Source organism: Maribacter sp. PR66, from assembly GCF_028464205.1.
Classification (GTDB): Bacteria; Bacteroidota; Bacteroidia; order Flavobacteriales; family Flavobacteriaceae; genus Maribacter; species Maribacter flavus.
Genome location: NZ_JAQPCH010000001.1, coordinates 315746 through 342744, shown reverse-complemented (window position 1 = coordinate 342744; position 26999 = coordinate 315746). Strand labels below are relative to the sequence as shown.

The following is a 26999-nucleotide window of genomic DNA, read 5'->3' as shown; positions in this document are numbered from 1 at the left end:
ATGGAAAACCTTAATAGAGAATCATCTTCAAATTCCGGAGCCTTGCCCATAAAAGTGGTACAATTTGGGGAGGGTAATTTTTTACGGGCCTTTGTGGATTATGCCATTAAAATATTGAACGATACCGTAGGTTTCAATGCAGGGGTGGCCTTGGTACAGCCCATTGAAAACGGAATGGTTTCTGTGTTGAACGAACAGGATGGGTTGTACACCTTATTCACCAAAGGTATTAAGAAAGGTAAGGAGGTTCAGGAGAAGATGCTTATAGATACCATTGTAAAGGGTGTCAATCCCTATGTTAATTTTGAAGAATTTCTGGAATTGGCTCGTGAGAAGGACCTCGAGTTTGTGATATCCAATACCACCGAAGCTGGGATTCGTTATGATGGGAAAGACCTATTTGATATGACCCCACCCAGTTCGTTTCCTGGAAAACTGACCTGCTTACTGTATGAGCGCTTTCATTACTTTGATGGAAATCAAGATTTTGGGCTGACGATTATTCCGTGTGAACTGATCAATTATAACGCGGACACTTTGAAAAAAGTTATCCTGCAATATATTGATCTTTGGAAGCTTTCGGGGCTATTTAAAAACTGGGTCTTGAATGCCTGCACATTTCACAATACCTTGGTAGACAGGATTGTACCGGGCTATCCAAAGGACGATATTGAGGAGTATAATCGACAATTGGAATATCATGACCGACTCATAGTCACTGCCGAAACATTTTTTCTATGGGTCATTGAAGGGGATGATAATCTGAAGAAAAGACTTCCATTTCATAAGACGCCTTTGGATGTTCGTATCGTGGAGGATATGCAGCCTTTTAGGACAAGAAAGGTGCGAATATTGAACGGTGCCCATACCGCTATGGTCCCCATGGCATTGCTATATGGCAACGAAACCGTAAAGGAAACAGTGGACGACGTGTTTACAGGGGAATTTATTCGGTCCCTAATTCTTGAGGAAGTGTTCCCAACCTTGGCCATGGACAAGCAGGAATTGGAAGTTTTTGCCGAAGAAGTTTTTGATCGCTTTAGAAATCCGTTTATTAAGCATCAATTGTCCAGTATCGCTTTAAACTCCATTTCAAAATTTAAGGTTAGGGTGCTGCCCAGTCTTTTGGAATATGTTGAAATGAAAGGAAAATTGCCGTTGAGAACGGTATTTGCCTTTGCCTGTTTGGTCAGATTTTATCAAGGGCATTGGCAAGGAAATGAAATGCCTTTGAATGATGATGAAGCTATCATCAATACGTTTAAAAATCGTTGGCAGCTTCCCTTAGAAAAAATGGTAAATGAACTACTGGGAAATACCACGTTCTGGGATACCGATTTAAATCAGGTGGACGGACTCCCTTTGGCCATGGAAGGTGCCTTGCGGTTTTTGGAGACCCATGGTGTGGAAAAAGGATATCAAGAATTTGAGGAAGGTTACAAGTAAGAACTATGCAACAACGGTTGATCAAAGTACACGAGGATGATAATGTTGGGATAGCCCTGACAAATCTTTCCGAAGGTGAAATTGTCCCTTTTCAAAATGACAATTTGCAAATTCAGAATCTTACAAATGCAAAGCATAAAATTGCACTGGAAGAATTATCAAAAGACGCTAAAATAACCATGTACGGGGTTTTGGTAGGCAAGACAACCAAGCCCATCAAAAAAGGCGGGCTCTTAACCACGGAGAACGTAAAGCATCAAAGCGAAAGCGTACAAGGACGAACGGAAAAGTATCGTTGGAACCCTCCAGATATTTCCAAATGGAAGGATAGGACATTTTTGGGCTACCACAGACCAGATGGGCAAGTTGGCACGCAGAATGTATGGCTGTTCTTTCCGTTGGTCTTTTGTGAAAACAGAAATATTCAGATTTTAAAGGATGCTTTTGAAAAGGAACTGGGCCTTGGCAAAATAAGCAGGCAACGGCAATTGCTACGGCAACTCATACAGGGCAAGCGCCCCAATGTTGACGAGGATGCCGTGCTGGGCGAGAGGACTTTTGAAAATGTCGAAGTTAAGTTTATCACACACCAAGGAGGTTGTGGAGGAACGCGCCAAGATTCGGAAATGTTGGCCAGGTTATTGGCGGGTTACATTAAAAATCCCAATGTAGCGGGAGCTACGGTCCTAAGTTTGGGATGTCAAAATTTACAGATAGGCCTCCTGAAAGATGCCTTGAAATCGTTGGATAATGACCTTCAAAAACCTGTATTGATCTACGAACAGCAACAAATGGGGACCGTTGAGGAGATGCTGAACACAATTATCCTGGAATCTTTTGAAGGAATCAAGGAGGCGAATACAATCGAAAGGAAACCGGCACCGCTTTCCAAAATAAATATGGGATTGGAATGTGGCGGTTCCGATGGTTTTTCGGGAATTTCCGCCAATCCTGCCCTGGGATATGCTTCGGATATTTTGGCCGCACTGGGAGGTTCTCCCATGCTCTCCGAATTTCCTGAACTATGTGGTGTGGAGCAGGAATTGGTAAACCGATGTGTAAGGGATGTGGATGCCGAAAGATTCATTGATTTGATGAAGGCCTATGAACAATCGGCAGAACGGGTAGGTTCTGGTTTTGATATGAACCCATCTCCGGGCAATATTAAGGACGGTTTGATTACCGATGCGATGAAATCTGCTGGAGCGGCCAAAAAAGGAGGTACCTCACCCATACAGGCGGTTTTGGATTATGGGCAATATGTGACCAGAGCCGGTCTCAATCTACTTTGCACCCCAGGAAACGATGTGGAAAGTACTACGGGTATGGTAGGATCTGGCGCCAATATAGTCGTCTTCACGACCGGTTTGGGAACGCCCACGGGAAACCCGATCGCTCCCGTAATCAAAGTGTCCTCCAATACCGAAATGGCCAAAAAAATGCCCGATATCATCGATATCGATACAGGACCGATAATCAGGGGAGAGACTTCCATCCAACAAATGGGCGAGGAAATTCTGGAATATGTCATAAAAGTGGCAAGCGGTGAAATCACGGCAAAGGCGGATATCTTAGGACAAGATGATTTTATCCCATGGAAACGGGGAGTATCCTTATAAAAACCTAAAATCATGCCGGAATGCTGAGGTCAGCTCTAACAGTTTCCCTAATTTTAGGGGTAAATTAATGAATACAAGGAAAAAGAATAACAAATGAGTAAAGAAACAACCTATTATCAGGCAATAAACCCGGCAACAGGAGAAAAGCTAGAAGGTGAATTCAAAAATTCCACTTGGGAAGATGTAGACCAAGCCGCTCAAAATGCAGCCAAGGCCTTTCAGGTTTACAGAAGGCTTGATAACGAGACCAAAGCTAAATTTTTGGAAACAATTGCCGATGAAATTCTTGCATTGGGTGATGCCCTGCTTGAGCGTTGTAATCTAGAAACTGCTTTGCCATTGGGACGGCTTACCGGAGAACGGGGAAGAACCATGAATCAATTAAAATTGTTTGCCAGTGTAGTTAGGGAAGGTTCTTGGGTAGATGCCCGCATTGATTTGGCACAACCTAATAGGGAGCCCCTACCCAAATCGGACATACGACATATGTTGATTCCATTGGGTCCGGTTGCGGTCTTTGGGGCAAGTAATTTTCCATTGGCATTCTCAACAGCTGGTGGTGATACGGCTTCGGCCTTGGCAGCGGGATGTCCTGTGGTATACAAAGGGCATCCGGCGCATCCAGGAACCACTGAAATGATTGCAGGTGCCATTCAAAAGGCCGTCGAAAAAATAGGGTTACCAGAGGGTGTGTTTTCCTTGGTTCAGGGAACCTCGATCGAAGTCGGTGAAAATCTGGTGAAGCATTCAGCAATAAAAGCTGTTGGTTTTACGGGATCTTACAATGGGGGTATGGCTATATTCAATTATGCGAACTCAAGGCCCATTCCAATTCCCGTTTTTTCTGAAATGGGAAGTACAAACCCCATGTTCATTTTACCGGGGGCACTTAAGGAGCGTGCCTCGCAATTGGCCCAAGGCTATTCCAATTCACTTAATATGGGCGTTGGCCAATTTTGCACCAATCCCGGTCTTAGTTTTTATCCAAAAGGGGACAAGTCCAATGAATTTCTTGAGGTGTTATCAGATCAAATAAAGGCTACCGAGCCGGCAACCATGCTTACGGCTGGAATCCAATCGGCCTATAATAAAGGGTTGGAAGAACTCTCCGGAACAAAGGACTTGGAAGTTCTGGGCGAAGGAAAATCCGCAGGTGGGGGTATCGGGGTTTGTTCAAAGGTTTTCAAAACTACGATAGACACCTATTTGAAAAATAGTAAACTCTCTGAAGAAAATTTTGGTCCTTCTTCCATATTGGTTGAAGCATCAGCTAAGGAGGATCTTTTGAACGCTGCAAGAAATCTTGAAGGCCATTTAACGGCCACCGTGCACGCTACCGAGGCCGATTTGGAGGAATATGCAGAACTATTTGAAATTTTGGAGCAGAAAGTTGGGCGTGTATTGGTGAATGGTTATCCCACCGGGGTGGAGGTATGTCATTCCATGGTTCATGGAGGCCCGTTCCCCGCTACAACGGCACCAAGTTCAACGTCTGTGGGGACCAATGCCATAAAGCGATTTGTACGGCCGGTCTGTTATCAGGATTATCCGCAAAGTTTACTTCCACCGGAACTTAAAAACGACAATCCCTTAGGCGTTTGGCGTTTGGTAGATGGCGAGTTTTCCCAAAAATCGGTGTAGTTCTTTCTTTAAATTATTTGGTGCCCCTTTGAATTAAGTTTTAAAGGGGTACTTTTTTTAGTTTTTTATATTCCTTCGGGTTTACACATATCTTTTTCCGCTTGCAATTAAATAGGTGCCGTTGCTTCATTTTAACACGAAGCGGTTTCAGGTCAATTTTCAGTCACTTCACACTAAAACATCCCTTGAGGCACTACTTCTATCCTACATTTGCCCTGTAAATAATTCGTAAACAGATAAATAATTTAAAAATAGATATAATGAAAAAAGTAAGTGTTTTACTAGGGATAGGAATTTTGGGGGGTTTATTGATTTCGGCAAAAGGCGATTGCAACCTTAAAAATTTGGAGCACAATCCGCATACGACAAAATATAATCCATTTGCCGAAGGATTGCAAATTGCCATAGAGTCAGCCAACCTGAATGCCAGCGAAATCGTCGTGTTGGAGATCGAGGAAGAAGTGGATTTGGGTTTTGACACATTAGAATACCTGCCTCTTGGTTTTAATGCCTACGACGGAATGGAATTAGCTGTTGAGGATATTGTGGTTCTTGAAGAAGATGAAGAAGTGGATTTGGGTTTTGATGTAGCCCTTTACCTCCCAAAAGATTTCAATGCATATAAGTAACAGGTGGTTGATTGTTGTTAGTTAGCACCTTTAAATAGGCCTTCATTAACTTGGAGGCCTATTCTCCATACAAGGTCCAACCAACCAAAATTAATGTACTTTTGAAGCCTAAGAATCCATGCGACCAACCACTATGATAAAACCAATAAAGGCCGGACAGATAATCAAGGTTTCCTTGCTTTTGGCCATTCTTATTTCGCTTCCCAGGTCTATTTATCTATACAATATGTTTTCCGGTGGAAGTATTGACCTTTCCGGTGAGTTGGTAATGGATTTTCTGTATCGTTATATCTTCTTTGCTTTATTCTCTTATTTGATTCTACAAGTAAATACCAATTTGGTATATCAAAAGATAAAGGCAAGGCATACCGTACAATTGGTCATAGTAGTGGTGATTGATTTTCTTATTTTACTGTTGTTATTGACATTATACCATTTTATGTATTATCATGTGATGGGCGTTGATATAGATAAACGTGATTGGGGGTTTGTGAAATTCAATTACGTAGTACTTACCGTAGTCCTTTTTTTTATAGCTAGGGTATTGCGCTTGCAGACAGATCAGCAGGAAAGTAAATTGGAGAACGAACGGTTAAAACAGCAAAACCTTCAAAACGAACTTGCCGCATTAAAGAATCAGATAGACCCACATTTTCTGTTCAATTCCTTAAATTCGCTAACTTCTTTGATAAGGGACAATAAACCGGCAACACAATTTGTGAACAAACTTTCATATATGTACCGATATATCCTCCAAAGCGGAGACTCCAATTTGGTGACGGTTAAGGAGGAGTTGAAGTATTTGGAAAGTTATGCATATCTCATTGAAACGAGGTATAGAGACCGTTTCCAGTTGAATATAAAGATTGACGAGTCTTTTTTGGATAAAAAACTACCGCCTATGGCCTTACAATTGCTGGTTGAAAATGCCGTAAAGCACAATGAGATATCCGCTTCCCACCCACTTAAAGTGGACATTTTACAAAGGAACGGGTCTATTTTTGTAGAGAACATTATCAGGCCAAGGACCAATTTGGCGGATGGAACAAAGAACGGTTTGATAAATTTGAAAAAACGCTATGCTCTGCTATTAAAACAGGACTTAAGTATTCGGCAGGACAACGATATTTTCAGTGTGGAGTTACCTTTGGCATGAGAAGCATGTAGTTACATTGAGTTTTATTGTAAGCTATATACCTTCTAAGAAGGGAATGTTTAAAAAGCAAAATAATAACCAAATTTTAAACGTGTGCAAGTAATCATCGTAGAGGACGAATTGGCGGCCAGTGAAAACTTGGCCTATTTACTTAAATCCATTGATGAAACCATTGAAGTGGAACAAGTTCTGGAATCCGTGACCGATGCGGTAGAATATTTTTCCGTACCCTACAAGGCATCCCTCATTTTTATGGACATCCACCTGGCGGACGGACTTTCCTTTGAAATTTTCGAAAAAGTTAAGGTTAGTACTCCCGTCATTTTTACCACGGCCTACGACCAATATGCTCTAAAAGCTTTTAAGGTGAACAGTATCGACTATCTCTTAAAGCCCATAGACGAGGTTGAACTTTTAGAAGCCATAAGAAAGTTTAAAAGTAGGACACCGGACAAGGGTATAGACAAGCAACAAATAGACAGTCTACTAAATTTGATCGGTGGTCGAGGGCAAAATTACCGGGAGACCTTTTTGGTAAGTCACCGGGATCAGCTAATTCCCTTAAAAACGGATAGTATCGCTTATTTTAGAATCGATACGGGCATCGTTAAAGGAGTTACGGTAGATAATCAATCGTATGTAATGGACACCAAGTTGGAAGAAATCGAGGAGGGCTTGGACCCTGCAAAATTCTACCGTGTCAATAGACAGTTCATTGTAAAAAAAGATGCCTTGGAAAGCATCAAATACTACTTCAACGGAAAGCTCATTATAACCCTATCTCCCGCCTGTGATGAAAAAGTGGTGGTTAGCAAGGCCAAGGCCACGGCCTTTAAAAACTGGGTGAATACGTAATTAAAAGAGTATTTTACAGGTTGCTGTAAGCAGTCGTTTTTCCTTATTTCTTATCGTATCTTTGGGAAAGTACCATTGATATAATCCCGTAATGTCAAAAAAACAGGCAACGCCTCTTTTTAACGATTTTCCCCCGGTTTCCGCCAAAGCTTGGAAACAGAAAATTCAGTATGACCTAAAGGGAGCCGATTACAATACTGAGTTGCTATGGACTTCCCGGGAAGGAATCCATGTAAAACCTTTTTATCACAGGGAGGATCTTGAAGAAACCTTACCTGCCACGGGTACAATCACCTCATGGAAAATAGGGCAATCCATGTACGCCGGCAATGCGAAATCGGCGAACAAAAGGGCATTAAAAGGATTGGAAAATGGGGTCGAGGTGCTAGATTTTACCATTCCCGATATTGAAGTAAAGCCTGAAGCGCTTTTAAGGGATGTCGATTTGGAAAAAATTCCGGTGTCGTTCCAATTTCAATTTCTATCAGGGTCCTATATAACCTCCCTGCTCAAATCCGTAGGCAAAGGAACATCCAATCTGCAATTGAACATCGATATCATCGGGAATTTGGCCCGTACCGGAAATTGGTTCCACAACCTGAACAAAGACCATGAAGAGCTGGAAGTGCTGCTACAAACCGGGGCGGATACCATTTTGAGTATCGACACCACCTTGTATGAAAATGCCGGGGCGGATATGGTGCAGCAATTGGGATACGGACTCGCCCACGCCCATGAATATGTACAGCATCTGTATGACAAAGGCCTATTAAATAACCTGGGAAAGGTCACATTTAAGGTGTCCGTTGGGGGCAATTATTTTTTTGAGATAGCTAAGCTTAGGGCCTTGCGGCTACTCTGGAAAACGTTGATGGACGAGTACGGTCTCGCGGCGGACTGCCATATCGTTGCGGAACCTTCCAAGAGGAACAAAACGTTGTATGACTACAATATGAATATGGTCCGGACTTCGGCAGAATGTATGAGCGCAATCTTAGGCGGGGCGGAGGTAGTTTTCAATCACCCGTATGATAAAATATACCATAAGGACAATGGGTTTTCAAGCCGAATTGCCCTAAACCAGTTATTGATTCTCAAGGAGGAAGCCTATTTCAATAGTGTACATAATCCTGCCGATGGTGCCTATTACATCGCATCCTTGACCGCCCAATTGGCGGAAAAGGCCTTGGAACTTTTTAAATCGGTCGAACGCGAGGGCGGTTTCCTTCGGCAATTGAAAAACGGCACCGTACAACAAAAGATTAAGGAAGCCGCCAATAAGCAACAGGCTGAATTTGATACCGGGAGGCAAGTGCTGGTAGGCACGAATAAATTTATAACCGGTTCTGATAGGATGAAAGCCGATTTGGAGCTGTACCCTTTTGTGAAAACCCGGTCCAGAAAAACCTTGACAGTACCCATAATAGAATCACGCTTGGCCGAAGCCATGGAACAAAAAAGGCTGAACGATGAGTAGAAGGAACTTACAACATATCAAACTTAAAACCGGGAATGCCACGAATGATTCCACCAATAGCTCCCAGGAGGAATTTGTGACAGCGGAAGGAATTGCCTTAAAAAAGGTGTACACGAAATGGGATTTGAGCGGATTGGAGCATCTGGATTTTGCAGCGGGTTTGCCACCTTTTTTACGAGGTCCGTATCCTACCATGTACGTCCAGAAACCTTGGACAATCAGGCAGTATGCCGGGTTTTCTACGGCCGAGGAAAGTAACGCCTTTTACAGAAGAAATCTGGAGGCAGGACAAAAGGGTCTGTCGGTCGCCTTTGACCTTCCCACCCATCGGGGCTATGATAGCGACCATGAACGCGTTGTGGGCGATGTTGGCAAGGCTGGGGTTGCTATCGATTCCGTGGAGGATATGAAGATTTTGTTCGATGGCATTCCGCTGGATAAAATGTCGGTTTCTATGACTATGAACGGGGCGGTAATCCCAATCATGGCCTTTTACATTGTTGCCGCTGAGGAACAGGGCGTATCCAAAGAGCAATTATCGGGAACCATCCAAAACGATATTCTTAAGGAATTCATGGTCAGGAATACCTATATCTATCCCCCCGGGCCTTCTATGCGTTTGGTCGCCGATATTTTTGAATACACAAGTAAGTTTATGCCCAAGTTCAATAGCATCAGTATTTCCGGGTACCACATGCACGAGGCCGGTGCTCCGGCCCAAATGGAATTGGCCTATACTTTGGCCGATGGCTTGGAATATATACGAACAGGTCTTGAAGCCGGACTCAAAATCGATGATTTCGCACCAAGGCTTTCCTTTTTCTGGGGGATCGGGATGAACCATTTTATGGAAATCGCCAAGTTACGTGCGGGTCGCATGTTATGGGCAAAATTGGTACAAAAGTTTGGTCCGCAGCAGGTGAAGTCCCTCATGCTACGCACTCACTGCCAGACAAGCGGTTGGAGCTTAACGGAACAGGACCCCTTTAATAACGTGGCGCGAACCACCATCGAGGCAATGGCAGCGGTCTTTGGTGGGACACAAAGTTTACATACCAATGCCCTGGACGAGGCCATTGCCTTACCCACCGATTTTTCGGCACGGATTGCACGTGAGACCCAATTATTTCTTCAGGAGGAAACTAAAATTACGAAAACGGTGGATCCATGGGCCGGCAGCTATTATCTGGAAACCCTAACCCATGAATTGGCACAAAGGGCCTGGGACCTCATAACAGAGGTGGAGGAATTAGGTGGAATGACAAAGGCCATAGAGGCAGGAATCCCCAAAATGCGCATTGAGGAGGCAGCGGCCAAAAAACAGGCCCGATTGGACAGTGGAACCGATGTACTTGTAGGGGTTAACAAATACCAATTGAAACAAGAAGATGTCCTGAGTATTTTGGAGGTGGATAATGAGAAGGTTCGGGAGCAACAGCTATCCCGACTCGCAACCATCAAGAAAAATCGGGATGAAACAGCAGTAATGCGACTTTTAGATCAACTTACAAAAGGGGCAAAGGATTCACTTGAAGAAAACAAACAGCGTGATAATTTATTAGCTTTAGCAGTCGAAGCCGCTAGGGCCAGGGCGACTTTGGGCGAAATCAGCACGGCGCTTGAAAGGGCCTATGGCAGGCATACGGCAAAAACCAATACGATTACAGGCGTGTATTCCAAGGAAATCAAACAGGACGAAAGTTTTAAAAGGGCGATTCAGCTAGCCGACGAATTGGCGGAAAAGGAAGGCCGAAGGCCACGAATTATGGTTGCCAAAATGGGTCAGGACGGACACGATCGTGGGGCCAAGGTGGTGGCAACCGCCTATGCCGATTTGGGATTTGACGTGGATATAGGACCCTTGTTCCAAACACCGGGAGAGGTCGCCAAGCAGGCCGTTGAGAACGATGTACATATTTTGGGGATTTCCTCATTAACGGCCGGGCATAAAACCCTGGTCCCAGCCGTTATCGAAGAACTTAAAGCCTATGGCAGGGCCGATATTCTTGTGATTGTTGGGGGTGTAATTCCCAAACAGGACTATACATTCCTAAAGGAAAAAGGTGTTACCGCCATTTATGGCCCGGGAACAAAGATAAGTGATGCCGCCATAGAGATATTAGAGATACTATTGCAATAGAATCCGTTCAGGGCCAATAAAAAAAGGGACCTTGTACGGGATCCCTTTTTTATGGTATTGTTTCTATATTAAGCCGTGGCTACTTCACCAGATGATTTTTTGTTTTTCATCCAAAAATATAGGATAATGAACATCACAACGGCCAATGCAGGAAAAATGGTTATAGTGCGCATGGTTTCCTGTCCTGCTACCAATTCCAATTCATCACCAGTGAGTCCGGTGGCGGCTACTTTTTCTAAATCGGAATCAATCCACATTCCCGTAATGGGTTGAAAGATTGTTTGGGAAAACATTCCCACGGCTCCTATAATGGACATACCCAAAGCGCCGCTTTTTGGGATTTTATCGGCTACAAAACCTATCATGTTAGGCCAGAAATAGGCAACGCCCAAGGCAAAAAAGATAGCGGCTACATAAGCCATGGCTCCAGTTTGGGTACTAAATAGATATACACCTATCGTAGCTAAAACAGCAGACCCTAGCAATACCCCGGTTTGGTCGAATTTTTTGACCATATCACCACCAAAATATCGGGCAACGGCCATAATACCCGTAACCAAGGCTAGAATCAACATAGGCTGGGCACCACTTTTTGCCAGTATGATACTGGACCACTGTTGTGGAATGAATTCTGAGGCGGCGGTTAGTGCCATACAGGCGATCATGAAAATAAAAAGCGGAGAAATCATTGCTTTTAGGTTACCACTCAAGGTAGCACCTTCCTCCACCTTGGCTTTTGGCCAAGTTTGTCCTAAGAATAGATATCCGTAAATAAGTGTTGGGATAACGATAACCCAAATTTGGGATTCCCAACTCAATCCGGCATCCGTCATAAATTTTGAAATCAAACTACCTATTACAATGCCCCCGGGAAACCACATGTGGAACCTGTTCATCATGGTGCTCATTCTTGTACCCTGATAGGCATCTGCAATCATTGGATTACAAGCGGCCTCGGTACAACCATTGCCAAGTCCAATAAGCAGGGTAGAAATCAATAGACCTGTGTAACTACCGGAATAGATGGTTAGGATAATTCCTAAGGCGTGGGCAAAAAAGGCAAAATTCATAATGGCCTTTCCTCCAACCTTATGGTAAATCAATCCTCCAATTACCATAGATATTGGAAATCCTAAAAACCACATGGAGTTAATAAATCCTAATTGTTCTGCGGAAAGGCTCAGTTCCTCTCCCAATTGCGGTAAAATACCAGCCCTGATACTAAAGGAAAAGGCTGTTGTAATCAAAGCGAAACAACTTGCATAGAACAATCTGTTCGCATTTACGTTTGAAGTTGCTGTTGAACTCATATTAGTTGGTTTTGTTAATTTGTTTTTTGGTTAGCATGCTAAGCTAAGAAAAATGCGATAATTTCCCCTATTTTTTAAGAAAATCATAGTTTAAGTGTTTGCTTATACACGATAATGAGGTTTTGGAAATGTTTGCATGATTTTTAAGTAGTTGTAAAACAGACCGTTTTCCCATTTGTAAACTACCCTGTTTAAGACTACCTTGGAGGAAAAATGATACAGTGACATCATGATACTTAGAAAGACATTACCACTTATTGCATTATGCATCGTTTTAAGTTGCAAGAATGAACCGCCCAAAGAGGCCCTAGAAAAGGTGACCATGGATGAGGATTACGACCCTGAAGCAAATCTGTCGGCTTTGCGAATCGAACTAAGGCCAATAGGTTCACCCGTGGCGAACTATGTACACGCCGTACGAACGGGCAACTTACTTTTTTTAGCAGGAAAAGGCCCTAGACAAGCCAATGGTGAGAACGTGGTTGGAAAATTAGGCTTGGATTTAACCGTGGAAGAAGGATATAATGCGGCCAGGGAGGCGGGCATCAACCAGTTATCCGTCCTAAAGGAGGAGTTAGGCGATCTGCGCAAGGTGAAACGCATTGTAAATGTTAAGGGCATGGTGAATGCCATCCCGGAGTTCGCAGAACAATCCAAGGTCATCAATGGATATTCAGATCTGATGGTCGCGGTTTTCGGTGAAAAGGGAAAGCATTCACGGGCCGCCGTGGGTATGGGATCCTTGCCTGGAAACATGGCCGTAGAGGTTGAAATGGTCGTAGAGGTTTATGAATAAAGAATTTTAATGAATGCCATTAGACCCATGGAAATAGCAACGGTACATCCACATAAAAGCGAATTGGGGGAAGGTCCCTTTTGGGATGCCCATAAAAAGGCCATTTGTTGGGTGGATATTTTGAATGGGCATCTTCATGAATATGTGGTACATGCGGATGCGTACAGGCGATATGAGATCGGTAAAATGATAGGGTGCGCCGCAGTTTGTAAGGACCAAAATTTTATTTTGGCCTCTACGGGAGGCATCGGATTTTTGAATAGGGATTCCGGATTGATAACCTATGTGGACCACCCTGAAAAAGATATACAAGGAAATAGGTTCAACGATGGTGCCTGTGACCCCGCCGGAAGATTTTGGGTCGGCAGTATGGCCCTTTCAGAGGAAACGGGAGCCGGTTCGGTCTATATGTTCGAGAACGGGATTAGTAGTAAAAAGATTGAAAACAGCACTATCTCAAATGGTATGGCTTGGAATGCGGATCATACCCTTTTTTATTTTATAGATACGCCTACGGGGAGTGTCGTAGCGTATGATTTTGAGGTTAAAACGGGCATGATATCTAATAAAAGGGTGGTTATTTCAATAGATGAAAAAGAGGGGTTTCCAGACGGGATGACCATTGATTCCGAGGGTATGCTCTGGATTGCCCACTGGGGCGGATGGCAAGTGACCCGTTGGAACCCGCAAAATGGTGAATTGTTAACCCGGATCAAACTACCCGTGGCGAAAATCACCTCGTGTACCTTTGGAGGTGAGGACTTAAAAGATTTGTATGTGACCTCCGCAAAAGTGGATCTGACCGAGGAAGAATTGAAAAAGCAACCTTTGGCGGGTTCCTTATTTGTAATTCGAAACGGTGGGTACCAAGGTGTGCCCGGATTTTTATATAAGAACTAAATTATTCATAATGAGACTAATAAGATTTGGAAAACAAGGAGTTGAGAAACCGGGAGTGCTGGATGAAAAAGGTATCAGAAGGGACCTTTCCAATGAGTTTACGGATTGGAACAGAGCCTTTTTTCAGAGTGGGGGACTTCAAAAATTGGGAACTTTGGATATATCCAAGTTACCGGAAGTGGATTCCAAGGAACGTTTGGGATCCTGTGTTTCGCGTCCTGGGAAGGTGATTTGCATCGGTCTAAATTATTCGGATCATGCGGCCGAATCAGGTATGGCCATTCCCGAAGAGCCCATCATCTTTCAAAAAGGAGCGAACACCGTAGTAGGCCCCAACGACGACATCCTCATCCCACGAAACAGCCAAAAAACCGATTGGGAGGTGGAACTGGGCATCGTAATTGGGAAGGATGCAAGATATCTCGATTCCGTGGAAGAGGCCAAGGAATACATTGCGGGGTATTGTATTTCCCATGATGTATCGGAGAGAGCCTTTCAACTGGAAAAGGGGGGGCAGTGGACCAAGGGCAAGTCCTGTGACAACTTTAATCCCTTGGGTCCTTTTTTGGCCACCCCAGATGAAATAGCCGATGTACATAACCTACGAATGCAGCTTTGGGTCAATGGGGTTAAAATGCAGGATGGAAATACCAAGACGATGATTTTTGATTGTTATTATGTCGTGCATTATCTGTCCCAATTTATGACGTTGGAAGCTGGTGATGTCATCTCTACGGGAACGCCACCTGGCGTAGGTTTGGGTATGAAACCTCCCATATACTTAAAGGCCGGGGATGAGGTAGCCCTGGAAATCGAAGGTTTGGGTCGGCAAGAACAAAAATGTAGTAATGCCTAAATATAACGATATTTAATATGTTTAGTTTAAAAGGAAAAATTGCCGTCATCACCGGAGCTGGCAGCGGAATTGGAAGGGCCATTGCCGTTGTCTTGGCTGAGCAAGGTGCCGTAGTACATATTTTGGAGGTCGATGAAAAAGCGGCCAACGAAACCTTGAAAACGGTCATTGAAAATGGGGGTAAGGGCTATTTCCATTGGTGTGATGTTAGCAATCAATCAGCCGTTGTAGAAATCTTTAATAGAATTGACAGAGTTGATATCTTGATCAATAATGCCGGGGTCGCCCACATTGGTACGGCTGAAAGTACTTCGGAAGCTGATTTTGACCGAATCTATCGAATCAATATAAAAGGCGTTTATAATTGTCTTCATGCATGTATTCCTTTAATGAAAAAACATGGCGGCGGACGTATTTTGAACATGGCAAGCATTGCGGCATCCCTAGGAATATCAGATAGGTTTGCCTATTCCATGTCCAAGGCTGCGGTATTGAATATGACCTTAACCGTTGCCAAGGATTTTATAAACGACAATATTACTTGTAACTCCATTTCGCCTGCCCGAGTACACACCCCTTTTGTGGATGGATTTATCGCCAAAAACTTCCCCGATAATCAAGAGGAGATGTTTGAGAAATTATCAAAAACGCAGCCCATTGGCAGAATGGCCAAACCTGAAGAAATTGCCGCTTTGGCAGTATATTTATGTAGTGATGAGGCCCAATTTATTACCGGAACGGACTATCCCATCGATGGTGGGTTTATTAAACTCAATAGTTGAAAAATGAGACTTAAAAACAAAATTGCCTTGGTAACGGGTGCCGGTAAGGGCATCGGGAAGGAAATTGCTTTAGGTTACGCTGCGGAAGGGGCTACCGTAATCATCAATGATTTGCCTGGGACGGATTATGCGGGACATGTTGTAAACGATATCGTAAAAAAGGGAGGTAAAGCCGAGTTGTACGAAGGGGACATGTCCAAGGTTGCGGAGATTCGGAAAATGTTCGCCTATATTCGTCAGGAGTATGGCCAATTGGATATTTTGGTCAACAATGCCGGAATTACTGGTTGGAGCGATTTTTTTGATACCGATGAAGCCTTGTTCGACAAGGTAATCGGCCTGAATATAAAGGGAACCCTGTTTTGTTCCATTGAAGCGGCACGCCTCATGAAAGAAAATGGAAAGGGCGGTAGTATCATAAATATATCCTCCATCTGTTCTGTACTCAGTGTGAAGAACCTCATCTGTTATTCCACCAGTAAGGGAGGCATAGAGGCCATGAGCAAACAAATGGCGGTGGAATTGGCTCCGTTTAAAATTAGGGTGAATACCTTTGGACCGGGCCCAATAAACACGGAACGGAACTTGAATGAGGATCCGGAGTATAAAGAAAATTGGGGTCGGGTGGTACCCATGCAAAGGACCGGAGAACCGGAGGAAATGATTGGGCCGGCTATATTCTTAGCTTCTGATGAGTCCAGTTATGTGACAGGCCAATTGTTCTACGTAGATGGCGGCTGGAGCGTACAGGGGAAATTTGCGGAGGATAGTATGGATAGCCAGTTGAAGAATAGTGGGGCAAAATAACAAAACCTAATAATTCAACTATTAAACGCAAACAAAAAAAGGAGAAATAGGATTCCCACTTTTTGTTTAAAGTAGCCTCGGCAAGAGATAACCGCGTTTTTCTTTTGTGTCTCATGTTGAAAATGCATATAGAAAGCTAAGGCTTTACAAACTTCAACAAAAAAAGGACCAGCAAGCTGTCCTTTTTTTATTTTCGTATGTAACACCTTCGGTGAATCTATATGCATTTATTTGTAGCCTCGGCAAGAATCGAACTTGCATCTAAAGTTTAGGAAACTTCTATTCTATCCATTGAACTACGAGGCCAAATAGGCTGGCAAAAATAGGGTTTTTTGTGGATTTTAAGCAAAAGGAATTACATCAATTTCTTCTGGACCATATTTCATACATGGGTTCCCCCCTGCTATTATTGCCGGTATGATGCCAATCGTCACCTTTGATTTCGTAGTTGAATTCTAGACGGGCACCTACCCGATCGTTATCACGGGAGAAAAACTCGATGTTCTCCGTATAGACCCCGTCCACCGAAGTAAAACTGCCGCCCCCAGTTCCAGAAAAGGCCATGGTCTCTGTTTGGTAGGCAATCCATTGAAACCGACCGTCCATCAGGAATTTTAAGGTTTTCCTTGGGTTTTCATCGCCCCGGCGTTCTTGGCCCGTATCGGGACCACGCGTAGCAAACAGCCATTGCCCTTCCAGGGCTTGGTTCAAGGATTCTTTTTTTTCGAAGGTTATGGCATCCTCCATGTGTATTATGATCTTATCTCCATCCATGGAAAAAGGCATTTCCAATGCCCTGATTCCGTCCTTTTCAAAATCCGAATTGAACTCGAGCTGTACTTTTAGCATCTTTTCATCCGCAGTATAAAACCCACCTACCGTTTTTATAAATTCGGCCGGGTCCAATTTGTATACCGAATAGGTCAGATAACCCTTGTTGATTTTAAGTTCGTGCTGCGTATTATCATGATCGGAAAGATAGACACCGGCCGCAATTTGGGCATTTGCCATGGATATCAGCAAGGCCATTACCACAAAAGGTAGTATTCGTATTATTTTAAGATGTTTCATTTCCATGGATATATTGATTAATATTCTTGGTAAGATACTGAATATAAATATTTTGTAAATTTAAAAAAATCATAAACCCGACTCTGTTGAACAATTATTGGTCCTTGAACGTATTTTGTTTGAAAACGGTTGTTTTTTCAATTTTTTTGTTTTCATTTGTGCCCTAAAATATGAGGTTAACTCAATGTAAGGCCATGGTCTTTAGCTGAACATAATGCAATTTGTTTCTATGTTCGGGTTTTTGGGAATTAGGAAGTCAAACCCAAAAATGGCTTATAAGATAAGCAACCGAATTTTAAAGCTAACTTCCGAATGTAACTCCTCGATCGTGCAGAGTCAGCACATCTATTTTTTCATTCCCACCACCCAAAAACAAATTCTTATTTGATTTGAAAATACATCATGTTTTCTTAACATGATATGAGCACATTTTATTAATTATTAAACCGTATTTTCAAACATCAAATATTTTTTTACATGAATACCAAGTATATTGATCTTATCGATCAGACCTATTTTTTCCCCCAAGAGGAATTTACATTAGACGGTGACCACTTGAAGTTTCACAATATTCCCCTAAACGATTTGGTCGAGGAATATGGTAGCCCTTTGAAGTTTACCTACCTACCCAAAATATCCGAGAATATTGCGCGTGCCAAGAACTGGTTCGTAAATGCCATCAAAAAGAACGATTACAAGGGTAAGTACCATTATTGCTATTGCACCAAAAGTTCACACTTTCAACATGTAATGCATGAGGCATTAAAGAACGATATCCACATTGAGACCTCTTCCGCCTTTGACATCAACATTGTTGAACAGTTGAAAAAGGACGGTAAACTTAAGGACGACGCCTATGTCATCTGTAACGGGTTCAAACGCGAGCAGTATATCGATAACATTGCCCGGTTGATCAATAACGGCCATGACAACTGTATCCCGATCATCGATAATTATGAGGAAATAGAACTTCTTTCGGATAGTATTAATGATACGTTCAAAGTTGGTATCCGTATTGCATCGGAGGAGGAGCCCAAATTTGAATTTTATACATCCAGATTGGGCATCGGCTATAAAAATATAGTGCCGTTCTACGAAAACCAGATAAAGGACAACGATAAAGTGGAGCTTAAGATGCTACATTTTTTCATCAATACCGGTATCAGGGACAATGCCTACTATTGGAACGAATTGGTAAAGTGTCTAAAGGTGTACGTGCGACTTAAGAAAATCTGCCCTTCTTTGGACAGCCTGAATATTGGTGGCGGATTTCCAATAAAGAACTCTCTGGCCTTCGAATACGATTATCAATATATGGTGGATGAGATCTTGAACCAGATCAATATTGCCTGTGCAGAAGCCGATGTACCCGTTCCCAATATTTTTACCGAATTCGGGAGCTTTACCGTGGGTGAAAGCGGTGGTGCCATTTATGAGATCCTCTACCAAAAACAGCAGAACGACCGTGAGAAATGGAATATGATCGATTCCTCCTTCATCACTACCCTGCCAGACACTTGGGCCATTAACAAACGATTTATAATGCTGCCCATAAACCGGTGGAACGATGAGTACGAAAGGGTCTTGCTGGGAGGCCTTACCTGTGATAGCGATGACTACTACAATAGTGAGCAGAATATGAACGCCATCTATCTCCCAAAGTACAAACGTGATAAACCTTTGTACATTGGGTTTTTTAATACCGGTGCCTATCAGGAGACCATTGGGGGCTTTGGCGGTCTGCAGCACTGCTTGATTCCACAGCCCAAACATATCTTGATCGATAAGGACGCGAATGGTGAACTGGTAACTACCCTGTATAGTCCACAACAGACCGCTGAGGATCTTTTGGAAATTTTAGGATATGGGGACAATCAAAAAGCAAAAAAGAAAAAATCCGCAAAGGCGGAAAAACAACTTTCAAATTAATTAGTTCTAATTTTTAAATAAGATGACTACATCAAAGAATTATGCAGGTATACCTGACAAATTCGCACAGCTGGAAACCGCAAAGGTTATTTTGATTCCTGTGCCTTACGAGGGCACTACGACTTGGGGCAAGGGAACGGTCAACGGACCCAAGGCCTTTTTGGAAGCCTCCGAGAATATGGAGCGCTATGATATTGAGACCGATACCGAGGTGTACGAACAAGGTATTTACTTGGCCGATGCCATTGCAGGACACACCTCTCCAGAGGCCATGGTGAACGAAGTCCACAAAATAACCAAGGACTATATAAAACGAAATAAATTTGTAACCCTGGTAGGCGGGGAGCATTCCATCTCCATTGGTACGATCCGTGCCTTTAACGAGTGCTTTGATGACCTTACTGTACTACATATAGATGCACATGCAGATTTGAGGGATTCGTATGCGGGTAGCAAATACAATCACGCCTGTGCTGTCCATGAGGCCAGTCAGACTACCAATTTGGTGCAGGTAGGAATCCGTTCCATGGACGCCATTGAAAAGACCTTGATCGATGCGGACAAGACATTTTTCGCGCATGAGATGGTGGCCGATGAATATTGGATGGACAAGGTCATTGAGGCCATGACGGACAATGTATTCATTACCTTTGACCTGGACGCTTTGGATCCTTCGATTATGCCATCTACGGGAACACCGGAACCTGGGGGGCTTTTATGGTACGAGACCTTGGAGTTCTTAAAACAGGTTTTTGAGGAGAAAAACGTGGTAGGCTTTGATCTGGTGGAACTTTGCCCTAATCCTTCCGCTAAATCCTCGGATTTTGTGGCCGCAAAGTTGTATTATAAGATGTTGAGTTATAAGTTTATGGGCCAGGACGCTGATGAGGAGTACGACAATACCTATGATGTGGACTATAAATCGAACAACAGTTTAAAATTTAATGATGACGAAGAATAAGGGAGCTATCTCCAATTTTATTGAAAAATACTATTTACACTTCAATGCCGCAGCTTTGGTGGATGCCGCCAAGGGCTACGAAGAGCAACTGAACAAGGGTGCCAAAATGTTGGTTTCCTTGGCCGGGGCCATGAGTACCGCGGAGCTGGGAAAGATTTTCGCGGAAATGATCCGTCAGGACAAGGTTCAGATAATTTCGTGTACCGGAGCCAATTTAGAAGAGGATATCATGAACTTGGTAGCACACTCGCACTATAAGCGTGTGCCAAATTATCGAGATCTTACGCCGCAGCAGGAATGGGATTTATTGGAAAAGGGACTGAATAGGGTAACGGATACGTGTATTCCAGAGGAAGAGGCCTTCCGTAGGTTGCAAAAGCATATTTTTAAGATCTGGAAGGATGCCGATGATAAGGGAGAACGCTACTTGCCCCATGAATTTATGTACAAAATGTTGCTCTCAGGTGTTTTGGAGGAATATTATGAAATAGATTTGAAGGATTCCTGGATGTATGCAGCAGCGGAGAAAAACTTGCCAATTATCTGCCCAGGTTGGGAGGACAGTACTATGGGCAATATATTTGCATCGTATGTACTTAAGGGAGAGCTGAAGGCCAGCACCATGAAATCCGGTATCGAGTATATGACTTTTTTGGCAGACTGGTATACCGATAATTCCGAAAACGGAATTGGGTTTTTTCAGATAGGAGGTGGTATTGCGGGGGATTTCCCAATTTGTGTTGTGCCCATGCTGTATCAGGATATGGAACGCACGGATACCCCTTTCTGGAGCTATTTTTGCCAGATTAGCGACAGTACCACAAGCTACGGTTCCTATTCAGGTGCCGTACCCAATGAAAAGATTACCTGGGGCAAGTTGGATATAGACACCCCAAAATTTATTATAGAAAGTGATGCGACCATTGTTGCACCTTTAATTTTTGCTTATCTTTTGGACTATTAATTATTTATGGACAAGAACGCACATTTAAAAAAAGTAATCGTAGATTTTAAGAAGCTGACCCCCGAAGTGTTGAAGCTTTTAGTGGAGCGCTATCCAGATGGGTATGATGATCGTAACATCATATCCTTTAAAAACGCCCAAGGCGAGCGGATCGAGGCGGTGGAGGTTCTAACGGAGGACACCAAATACCTGGTAAAGATCAGTGCCAAGTTGGAGTATACCATGGAAAACTATGATGAGGACGACTATGAGGATTTTGACGACGACGATCCCGACGCAATCATGGAACCAGATCCAAAGGATATGGTAGATGGCGATGAGGACGACGATTAGTCTTTGGATTTCGGTTTAAAGTCAGTAAACTAAATATGAATATTGGGTTTGGGTCCTGTAGGCCTAAACCCATACTTTTTTATCGGAATAAGTCCGTTGAAAACACACTCCTAAAATTGATATGAAAGTAGAAGAGATTGAAAATATTGAGCTGGAATACCTTAGCCTTTCGGACTATAAGGAATTGAAGGAAGCTATGGTTTCCTCTTACACCAGCATGCAGAATGCCGTTTGGACCTTGGAACAAATAGAAAAATTGATTAACACGTTTCCTGAAGGACAGGTCGTCATCAAGATAAACGGGAAGTTGGCAGGTTGTGCCCTTTCAATCATAGTGGATTTTTCCAAGTTTGAAGGCGAACATACCTATAGAATGGTTACAGGGGATTATACGTTCAATACCCACAATGAAGACGGTGATGTACTTTATGGTATTGATGTGTTTATTGTTCCTGGATTTAGAGGACTTCGTTTGGGAAGAAGGCTCTATGATTACAGAAAAGAACTATGCGAAAAACTGAATCTAAAGAGTATAGTTTTTGGTGGTAGGATGCCCAATTACCACAAATACATTAAAGAGTATACGCCCAAACAGTACATTGATTTAGTTCGTCGTAAGGAAATCCACGATCCGGTATTAAATTTTCAGATAAGTAATGATTTTCATCCTTCCAAGGTAATGAAAGGGTATTTAGAAGGGGATGTTGAGTCTAATGATTTTGCTATTTTGATGGAATGGGACAATATCTACTATCAAAAGCCCACAGGTGTGGCCACAACCGTAAAGACAATCGTAAGATTGGGTTTGATCCAATGGCAGATGCGTCCGTACAAGGATATAAATGAGTTATTACAACAGGCCGAATATTTTATTGATGCCGTTTCGGGATATCGGTCGGATTTTGCCTTGTTTCCGGAGTTTTTCAATGCACCATTAATGGCCAGTGCCAATCATTTAAGTACTTCTGAGGCCATTAGGGAACTGGCGAAGCATACGGACTTGGTAGTACAGAAATTTTCGGAGTTCTCCATTACCTATAACATCAATATCATCGCGGGGAGTATGCCAGAAGTTATTGACGGCAAGCTTTACAATGTGGGGTACCTGTGTAGAAGGGACGGTTCCTTGGAGCGCTATGAAAAACTACACGTGACCCCAGACGAGGCCAAGGTTTGGGGGCTACAGGGAGGAACGAAGTTGCAGGCCTTTGATACGGATTGCGGAAAAATTGGCGTACTTATCTGCTACGATGTGGAGTTCCCTGAACTCCCGCGTTTGTTGGCTGACGAAGGGGTGGACATTCTTTTTGTGCCCTTCCTGACGGATACACAGAACGGATACTCCCGTGTGCGCAATTGCGCCCAGGCACGGGCCATAGAAAATGAATGCTATGTGGCCATTGCCGGTAGTGTGGGGAATTTGCCCAATGTGCAGAATATGGACATCCAGTTCGCTCAGAGTATGGTTTTTACTCCCTGCGATTTTTCCTTTCCAACGAACGGCGTTAAGGCGGAGGCGACTCCCAATACGGAGATGATCCTCATAGCCAATGTGGACATCAGTTTGCTCAGGGAGCTCAATCAATTTGGAGCGGTCCGGAATTTAAAGGACCGCCGCAAGGACATATTTGAACTAAGAAAAAAATAATATTGGAAAATTTAAAGATCATAGGTAGCGAGGAATGGTGCGTTTTTAAGGAATTGGGAGTTCCGGCCATTAAGGCGAGGGTAGATTCCGGCGCTAAGACCTCCTCCATACAGGCGACCAATTTAAAGATTGTGAACAAAGGGGCCCAGGAATGGGTAAAGTTCGAGGTGAACCCCTTACAGGAGAACCGTAGTATTGCTATCAACTGCGAGGCCCGGTTGATAGACCGTAGGATGGTGAAAAGTTCCAGTGGTATATCTGAGGAGCGCTTGGTAGTACGTACGCCCGTTACTATGGGCGATAACACCTTTGATATAGAACTGACCCTGGCAAATAGGGATACGATGGAGTTCCGGATGTTGTTGGGGCGTGAGGCCTTGACGGATAGGTACATTGTAAACCCGGCGGTAAATTATCAGATCCAGGAATTTACAGATGAGGAGATTACGGAAAAATACAAACCCTATTACAAGGAAAAAACCGGACTGAAAATCGCCTTATTGGCAAGCAACCCCAACCTGTATAGCAACAAAAGGTTGATGGAAGCGGCCGAAGCCCGTGGCCACGAAATCGTATTTTTGAACGTGGAACAGGCCTATATGAAACTGGACGCGCATTCCCCGGAAATCCGCTACCGTGGAGGTAATATCCTAAAGGATTTTGATGCGGTCATCCCACGTATAAAACCGGCCGTTACGTTTTACGGCTGTGCGGTGATACGGCAGTTTAACAATTTGGGTGTGTATTGTCAGAATTCGGCGGAATCCATTACCCAATCGCGGGACAAGCTCTTCGCATCGCAGTTGTTTTCCAAGAACGATATCCATATTCCCATCACGGGATTCGCCAAATCGCCCATGGATACCAAGGATTTGATCAAAATGGTGAACGGTGCGCCCTTGATCATCAAATTGTTGGAAAGTACCCAAGGAAAGGGTGTTGTTTTGGCGGAAACGAACAAGGCAGCGGAAAGTGTGATCAATGCCTTTAAAAGTGTGAATACGAATATCCTTGTTCAGGAATTCATCAAGGAGGCCAACGGACAGGACATCCGTTGTTTTGTAGTCAATGGTAAGGTGGTGGCCAGTATGCAGCGCCAGGCGGAAAAGGGCGAGTTTAGGGCCAATATCCACCAAGGTGGCAAGGCGTCCATGATCAAGATTACACAAGAGGAAAAGAAATTGGCGTTAAAGGCTACCAAAGCTTTGAATCTGGCCGTCGCCGGCGTGGATATCATCCGTTCCAACAAAGGTCCCTTGTTGTTGGAGGTAAATTCCTCCCCCGGACTGGAAGGCATTGAAAACGCTACGGGCAAGGATATTGCCAATGAAATGATCAAGGCGATTGAAAGGAAGCTCAAGTTTAGCTAATGAGCACCCTTTATCGGGTTTGTGCAAGTACCTTTATAGGCCGTAAATGTATGGAATGAAAAAGCATACTAACCGTATCGACAAGCTTGTTCGATGGTATAAAAAGTTCCAGGTAAGCAAATCCCCCCAAATGAATTTGGTGTGGGGTTTTTTTCTGTATACGGTTATCGGCTTTGGCCTGTTGTCCCTTCCCATATTCCATAAAACGAGTGTTGGCCTATTGGACAATCTGTTTATTTCAACCTCGGCAATTTCCACGACCGGTCTTGTGACGGTAAGTGTTTACGATTCCTATAATTTCTTTGGGCAGTTCATCATCATGGCCCTGTTCCAGATTGGGGGCATCGGTTACATGACCTTGACCACGTACTATTTACTGTTCACTACGAGAAACATTTCGGCCTGGCACAACAAAATTTTGGGGGCGGAATTTACCATGCCCAAGACCATAAAAATTAGGGATTTTATCAAGAGCGTGGTTGTTTTTACCACGGTCATGGAAGTGCTGGGGGCCATTTGTTTTTATATCGCGTTTCGGCAATCAGGGATGGAAGCGTTAAAAGCGATTTGGTTTTCGGTATTTCACAGTGTTTCGGCCTTTTGTACTGCCGGTTTTGGCCTGTTCAACGATAGTTTTGAGGGATATAATGACAACGTGTTCATCAATACCGTTATATCCGTTTTGGCCATTGCGGGATCCTTGGGTTTTATCGTAATTACGGATATATGGTACCGTATCACCGGGCGGTCCCAAAAACTATCCTTTACCACTAAGATCATTACCTATGGATTTTTACTGCTATTGGGATTGGGGACCCTGCTGGTGTATTTTGCGGAACCGAGTGTTCAGGGGTCCGAGTCCAAATTGACGGAGTCTTTTTTTCAGGCCATGACCGCCATGACCACGGTGGGTTTTAATACCATTCCTACGGGCGGATTGAGCCTCCCCATTTTGTTATCGGTCATATTTTTAATGTACATAGGTGCATCACCTTCCGGAACGGCGGGTGGAATGAAAATCACGACCTTGACCGCGATGATATCCGTGCTTAAAAGTAGGTTGTTTGGGCAACGTCAGATAACATTTTTCAAGAGGACCATCCCTTTTGAACGGCTTTATGTGGCTACGTCCACCTTCATTCTGTATACCAGCATCATTTTTCTGTTCACTTTTCTACTGACCTTTACCGAAGCCTTTGAACTACGGCAAATCCTTTTTGAGGTCGCTTCCTCCTTAGGTACCGTAGGTCTGAGCACGGGAATCACCGGCGAGCTTTCCCAATGGGGTAAATTGATGGTCATTGTATTGATGTTCATTGGCAGGGTAGGGGTACTTACGTTTGGGTTTGCGTTGTTGGAACGTAAATCAAGTAATTCTATCGAGGTGATCAAGGACGATTTGGCGGTCTGAAATCGACCTTTTCCAGTCAAGTCCGATAAAATTTTCAATTCTTTGGTTGCGATTCCGATGCTCTAGAGAAGCTTATACTGGTACCGTTGTAGCTTATTCCTAAAATAGAACTGGTATTTGGGAAAGTATCTCTTTTTAGTTGACAAAAAAACGAGCCAAAAAATTACATCTTGATAAAATCGGCCCACCGAAATTGATAGAGTATTATTTCTTATTTGTGGCCGAATCAAATTCCAGACTCGGACTATTTTTTTGAATACATTTAGTTGTAACAAAATGATAGATATGTAGTTAAGAGGTCGCATTCCGATGATTTTGAAGGTACGCCCCGCGGGAGGTTTGAACCTAAGGAAATCGATAAAAATAGTAGTAATCAGATACACCTTGCTTTATGAAATCTTTTCAAAGACCCACCCAGCACGCCGATAGCAAACACTTATTTTTTCAAAGACCTGTAGTCCGTTCCACAAAGGAGACCTGCCATATTTTTGGTATTCAGGAATCGCATAATACCTTTAAGGGGTTGCATGAATACAGCTTTAAGGCTTCCAGATAATCTAAGGTTTAAAACGAAACTAACTCAAAAGGAAAAGCCCTTCTAGAAAGGGCTTTTCTTTTTGATACATTTCCTGATTATTGGGCAATCCGGCGAACAGAGAAGAGAGGAGGAAGCATCTTTTTTGGGAGAGATGCTTCCTTGTACACTATTATAAAAGACCTATGTCATTTCGAACTTTCTCCTCGGCTCAAGCTAAACCCGAGCTGAATTTGACCAAAAGGGACTCAAAAAACTCAAAACACGTTATTTCAATCTAATACTTACCCTTAGCACCATTCAATTTTCAAAATACTTTACATTAGAACCAACAAATCCAATTAAAAACCTTTCCTTTACCGT

The 26999-nt window shown here is 43.3% G+C and carries 23 protein-coding genes and 1 tRNA gene; 21 read left to right on the top strand and 3 right to left on the bottom strand.

Annotated features, from left to right (window positions below; all coding sequences use genetic code 11):
* The 8 genes from PP181_RS01480 to scpA all read left to right on the top strand — a co-directional run bounded on the left by PP181_RS01480 (position 1) and on the right by scpA (position 10963).
* Positions 1-1446 carry a tagaturonate reductase gene (locus PP181_RS01480; RefSeq protein ID WP_272635708.1) on the top strand — a complete coding sequence of 482 codons (1446 nt, stop codon included), beginning with the start codon at positions 1-3 and terminating at the stop codon, positions 1444-1446.
* 5 nt (positions 1447-1451) lie between these two features.
* On the top strand, positions 1452-3065 hold the full coding sequence (locus tag PP181_RS01475; protein ID WP_272635707.1) for a UxaA family hydrolase: 1614 nt from the start codon (positions 1452-1454) through the stop codon (positions 3063-3065).
* Positions 3066-3158: 93 nt separating this feature from the next.
* The gene (locus PP181_RS01470; RefSeq protein WP_272635706.1) at positions 3159-4706 is read left to right on the top strand and encodes an aldehyde dehydrogenase (NADP(+)); all 1548 of its coding nucleotides are present in this window, start codon (positions 3159-3161) and stop codon (positions 4704-4706) included.
* 260 nt (positions 4707-4966) lie between these two features.
* Positions 4967-5335 carry a hypothetical protein gene (locus PP181_RS01465; protein ID WP_272635705.1) on the top strand — a complete coding sequence of 123 codons (369 nt, stop codon included), beginning with the start codon at positions 4967-4969 and terminating at the stop codon, positions 5333-5335.
* Between the two features lie 133 nt (positions 5336-5468).
* Positions 5469-6491 (top strand): sensor histidine kinase, encoded by a 1023-nt coding sequence (locus tag PP181_RS01460; RefSeq protein ID WP_161598204.1) that lies wholly within the window; start codon positions 5469-5471, stop codon positions 6489-6491.
* Positions 6492-6584: 93 nt separating this feature from the next.
* Entirely contained in the window at positions 6585-7346 is a 762-nt protein-coding gene (locus PP181_RS01455; RefSeq protein WP_272635704.1) for a LytR/AlgR family response regulator transcription factor, read from the top strand.
* Between the two features lie 91 nt (positions 7347-7437).
* Entirely contained in the window at positions 7438-8823 is a 1386-nt protein-coding gene (locus PP181_RS01450; RefSeq protein WP_272635703.1) for a methylmalonyl-CoA mutase subunit beta, read from the top strand.
* The gene (gene scpA, locus PP181_RS01445) at positions 8816-10963 is read left to right on the top strand and encodes a methylmalonyl-CoA mutase (RefSeq protein ID WP_272635702.1); all 2148 of its coding nucleotides are present in this window, start codon (positions 8816-8818) and stop codon (positions 10961-10963) included. Before PP181_RS01450 ends, scpA begins: the two co-directional genes overlap by 8 nt.
* 68 nt (positions 10964-11031) lie before the next feature.
* Here the strand turns inward: scpA and PP181_RS01440 are convergent, their stop codons facing one another.
* Positions 11032-12273: an MFS transporter gene (locus PP181_RS01440; RefSeq protein ID WP_154917491.1), complete on the bottom strand. Its 1242-nt coding sequence runs from the start codon at positions 12271-12273 to the stop codon at positions 11032-11034.
* Between the two features lie 229 nt (positions 12274-12502).
* On the opposite strand from PP181_RS01440, the gene PP181_RS01435 reads away from it, so the two are divergent.
* Genes PP181_RS01435 through PP181_RS01415 form a run of 5 tightly spaced genes read left to right on the top strand, consistent with a single transcriptional unit; the run spans position 12503 to position 16414 of the window.
* Positions 12503-13069, top strand: coding sequence for a RidA family protein (locus PP181_RS01435; protein ID WP_272635701.1), 567 nt, complete (start codon positions 12503-12505; stop codon positions 13067-13069).
* A 9-nt stretch (positions 13070-13078) separates the two neighbouring features.
* Positions 13079-13969, top strand: coding sequence for an SMP-30/gluconolactonase/LRE family protein (locus tag PP181_RS01430; RefSeq protein WP_272635700.1), 891 nt, complete (start codon positions 13079-13081; stop codon positions 13967-13969).
* A gap of 10 nt (positions 13970-13979) precedes the next feature.
* Complete coding sequence (locus PP181_RS01425) at positions 13980-14825, top strand: fumarylacetoacetate hydrolase family protein (protein WP_272635699.1); 846 nt, start codon at positions 13980-13982, stop codon at positions 14823-14825.
* A gap of 17 nt (positions 14826-14842) precedes the next feature.
* Positions 14843-15607 (top strand): SDR family NAD(P)-dependent oxidoreductase, encoded by a 765-nt coding sequence (locus PP181_RS01420; protein WP_272635698.1) that lies wholly within the window; start codon positions 14843-14845, stop codon positions 15605-15607.
* Positions 15608-15610: 3 nt separating this feature from the next.
* Complete coding sequence (locus PP181_RS01415; protein ID WP_272635697.1) at positions 15611-16414, top strand: SDR family NAD(P)-dependent oxidoreductase; 804 nt, start codon at positions 15611-15613, stop codon at positions 16412-16414.
* A gap of 234 nt (positions 16415-16648) precedes the next feature.
* Here PP181_RS01415 and PP181_RS01410 read toward each other — a convergent pair.
* Positions 16649-16720: transfer RNA gene (locus PP181_RS01410), tRNA-Arg, on the bottom strand.
* Between the two features lie 54 nt (positions 16721-16774).
* Entirely contained in the window at positions 16775-17485 is a 711-nt protein-coding gene (locus tag PP181_RS01405) for a hypothetical protein (RefSeq protein WP_272635696.1), read from the bottom strand.
* A 477-nt stretch (positions 17486-17962) separates the two neighbouring features.
* Between PP181_RS01405 and PP181_RS01400 the strand changes: the two genes are divergently transcribed.
* The 8 genes from PP181_RS01400 (at position 17963) to PP181_RS01365 (ending at position 26657) form a co-directional block, all read left to right on the top strand.
* Positions 17963-19414 carry an arginine decarboxylase gene (locus tag PP181_RS01400; protein ID WP_272635695.1) on the top strand — a complete coding sequence of 484 codons (1452 nt, stop codon included), beginning with the start codon at positions 17963-17965 and terminating at the stop codon, positions 19412-19414.
* A gap of 22 nt (positions 19415-19436) precedes the next feature.
* Complete coding sequence (speB, locus tag PP181_RS01395; protein ID WP_272635694.1) at positions 19437-20375, top strand: agmatinase; 939 nt, start codon at positions 19437-19439, stop codon at positions 20373-20375.
* Positions 20362-21339, top strand: coding sequence for a deoxyhypusine synthase family protein (locus PP181_RS01390; protein ID WP_154918496.1), 978 nt, complete (start codon positions 20362-20364; stop codon positions 21337-21339). The genes speB and PP181_RS01390 overlap by 14 nt, the downstream gene beginning before the upstream one ends.
* A 6-nt stretch (positions 21340-21345) precedes the next feature.
* Entirely contained in the window at positions 21346-21672 is a 327-nt protein-coding gene (locus tag PP181_RS01385; RefSeq protein WP_138256359.1) for a hypothetical protein, read from the top strand.
* Positions 21673-21793: 121 nt separating this feature from the next.
* Positions 21794-23320: a bifunctional GNAT family N-acetyltransferase/carbon-nitrogen hydrolase family protein gene (locus PP181_RS01380; RefSeq protein WP_272635693.1), complete on the top strand. Its 1527-nt coding sequence runs from the start codon at positions 21794-21796 to the stop codon at positions 23318-23320.
* Between the two features lie 2 nt (positions 23321-23322).
* Positions 23323-24690, top strand: a complete 1368-nt coding sequence (rimK, locus tag PP181_RS01375) for a 30S ribosomal protein S6--L-glutamate ligase (RefSeq protein WP_272635692.1) — start codon at positions 23323-23325, stop codon at positions 24688-24690.
* 55 nt (positions 24691-24745) lie between these two features.
* On the top strand, positions 24746-26101 hold the full coding sequence (locus tag PP181_RS01370; protein WP_272635691.1) for a TrkH family potassium uptake protein: 1356 nt from the start codon (positions 24746-24748) through the stop codon (positions 26099-26101).
* 391 nt (positions 26102-26492) lie between these two features.
* Complete coding sequence (locus tag PP181_RS01365) at positions 26493-26657, top strand: hypothetical protein (protein ID WP_161598203.1); 165 nt, start codon at positions 26493-26495, stop codon at positions 26655-26657.
* The last annotated feature ends 342 nt before the right edge of the window (positions 26658-26999 follow it).

Coding starts and splice junctions, on each gene's coding strand:
- PP181_RS01480 (WP_272635708.1), top strand. CDS start 1: ATGGAAAACCTTAATAGAGAATCATCTTCAAATTCCGGAGCCTTGCCC.
- PP181_RS01475 (WP_272635707.1), top strand. CDS start 1,452: ATGCAACAACGGTTGATCAAAGTACACGAGGATGATAATGTTGGGATA.
- PP181_RS01470 (WP_272635706.1), top strand. CDS start 3,159: ATGAGTAAAGAAACAACCTATTATCAGGCAATAAACCCGGCAACAGGA.
- PP181_RS01465 (WP_272635705.1), top strand. CDS start 4,967: ATGAAAAAAGTAAGTGTTTTACTAGGGATAGGAATTTTGGGGGGTTTA.
- PP181_RS01460 (WP_161598204.1), top strand. CDS start 5,469: ATGATAAAACCAATAAAGGCCGGACAGATAATCAAGGTTTCCTTGCTT.
- PP181_RS01450 (WP_272635703.1), top strand. CDS start 7,438: ATGTCAAAAAAACAGGCAACGCCTCTTTTTAACGATTTTCCCCCGGTT.
- scpA (WP_272635702.1), top strand. CDS start 8,816: ATGAGTAGAAGGAACTTACAACATATCAAACTTAAAACCGGGAATGCC.
- PP181_RS01440 (WP_154917491.1), bottom strand. CDS start 12,273: ATGAGTTCAACAGCAACTTCAAACGTAAATGCGAACAGATTGTTCTAT.
- PP181_RS01435 (WP_272635701.1), top strand. CDS start 12,503: ATGATACTTAGAAAGACATTACCACTTATTGCATTATGCATCGTTTTA.
- PP181_RS01430 (WP_272635700.1), top strand. CDS start 13,079: ATGAATGCCATTAGACCCATGGAAATAGCAACGGTACATCCACATAAA.
- PP181_RS01425 (WP_272635699.1), top strand. CDS start 13,980: ATGAGACTAATAAGATTTGGAAAACAAGGAGTTGAGAAACCGGGAGTG.
- PP181_RS01420 (WP_272635698.1), top strand. CDS start 14,843: ATGTTTAGTTTAAAAGGAAAAATTGCCGTCATCACCGGAGCTGGCAGC.
- PP181_RS01415 (WP_272635697.1), top strand. CDS start 15,611: ATGAGACTTAAAAACAAAATTGCCTTGGTAACGGGTGCCGGTAAGGGC.
- PP181_RS01405 (WP_272635696.1), bottom strand. CDS start 17,485: ATGAAACATCTTAAAATAATACGAATACTACCTTTTGTGGTAATGGCC.
- PP181_RS01400 (WP_272635695.1), top strand. CDS start 17,963: ATGAATACCAAGTATATTGATCTTATCGATCAGACCTATTTTTTCCCC.
- speB (WP_272635694.1), top strand. CDS start 19,437: ATGACTACATCAAAGAATTATGCAGGTATACCTGACAAATTCGCACAG.
- PP181_RS01390 (WP_154918496.1), top strand. CDS start 20,362: ATGACGAAGAATAAGGGAGCTATCTCCAATTTTATTGAAAAATACTAT.
- PP181_RS01385 (WP_138256359.1), top strand. CDS start 21,346: ATGGACAAGAACGCACATTTAAAAAAAGTAATCGTAGATTTTAAGAAG.
- PP181_RS01380 (WP_272635693.1), top strand. CDS start 21,794: ATGAAAGTAGAAGAGATTGAAAATATTGAGCTGGAATACCTTAGCCTT.
- PP181_RS01370 (WP_272635691.1), top strand. CDS start 24,746: ATGAAAAAGCATACTAACCGTATCGACAAGCTTGTTCGATGGTATAAA.
- PP181_RS01365 (WP_161598203.1), top strand. CDS start 26,493: ATGAAATCTTTTCAAAGACCCACCCAGCACGCCGATAGCAAACACTTA.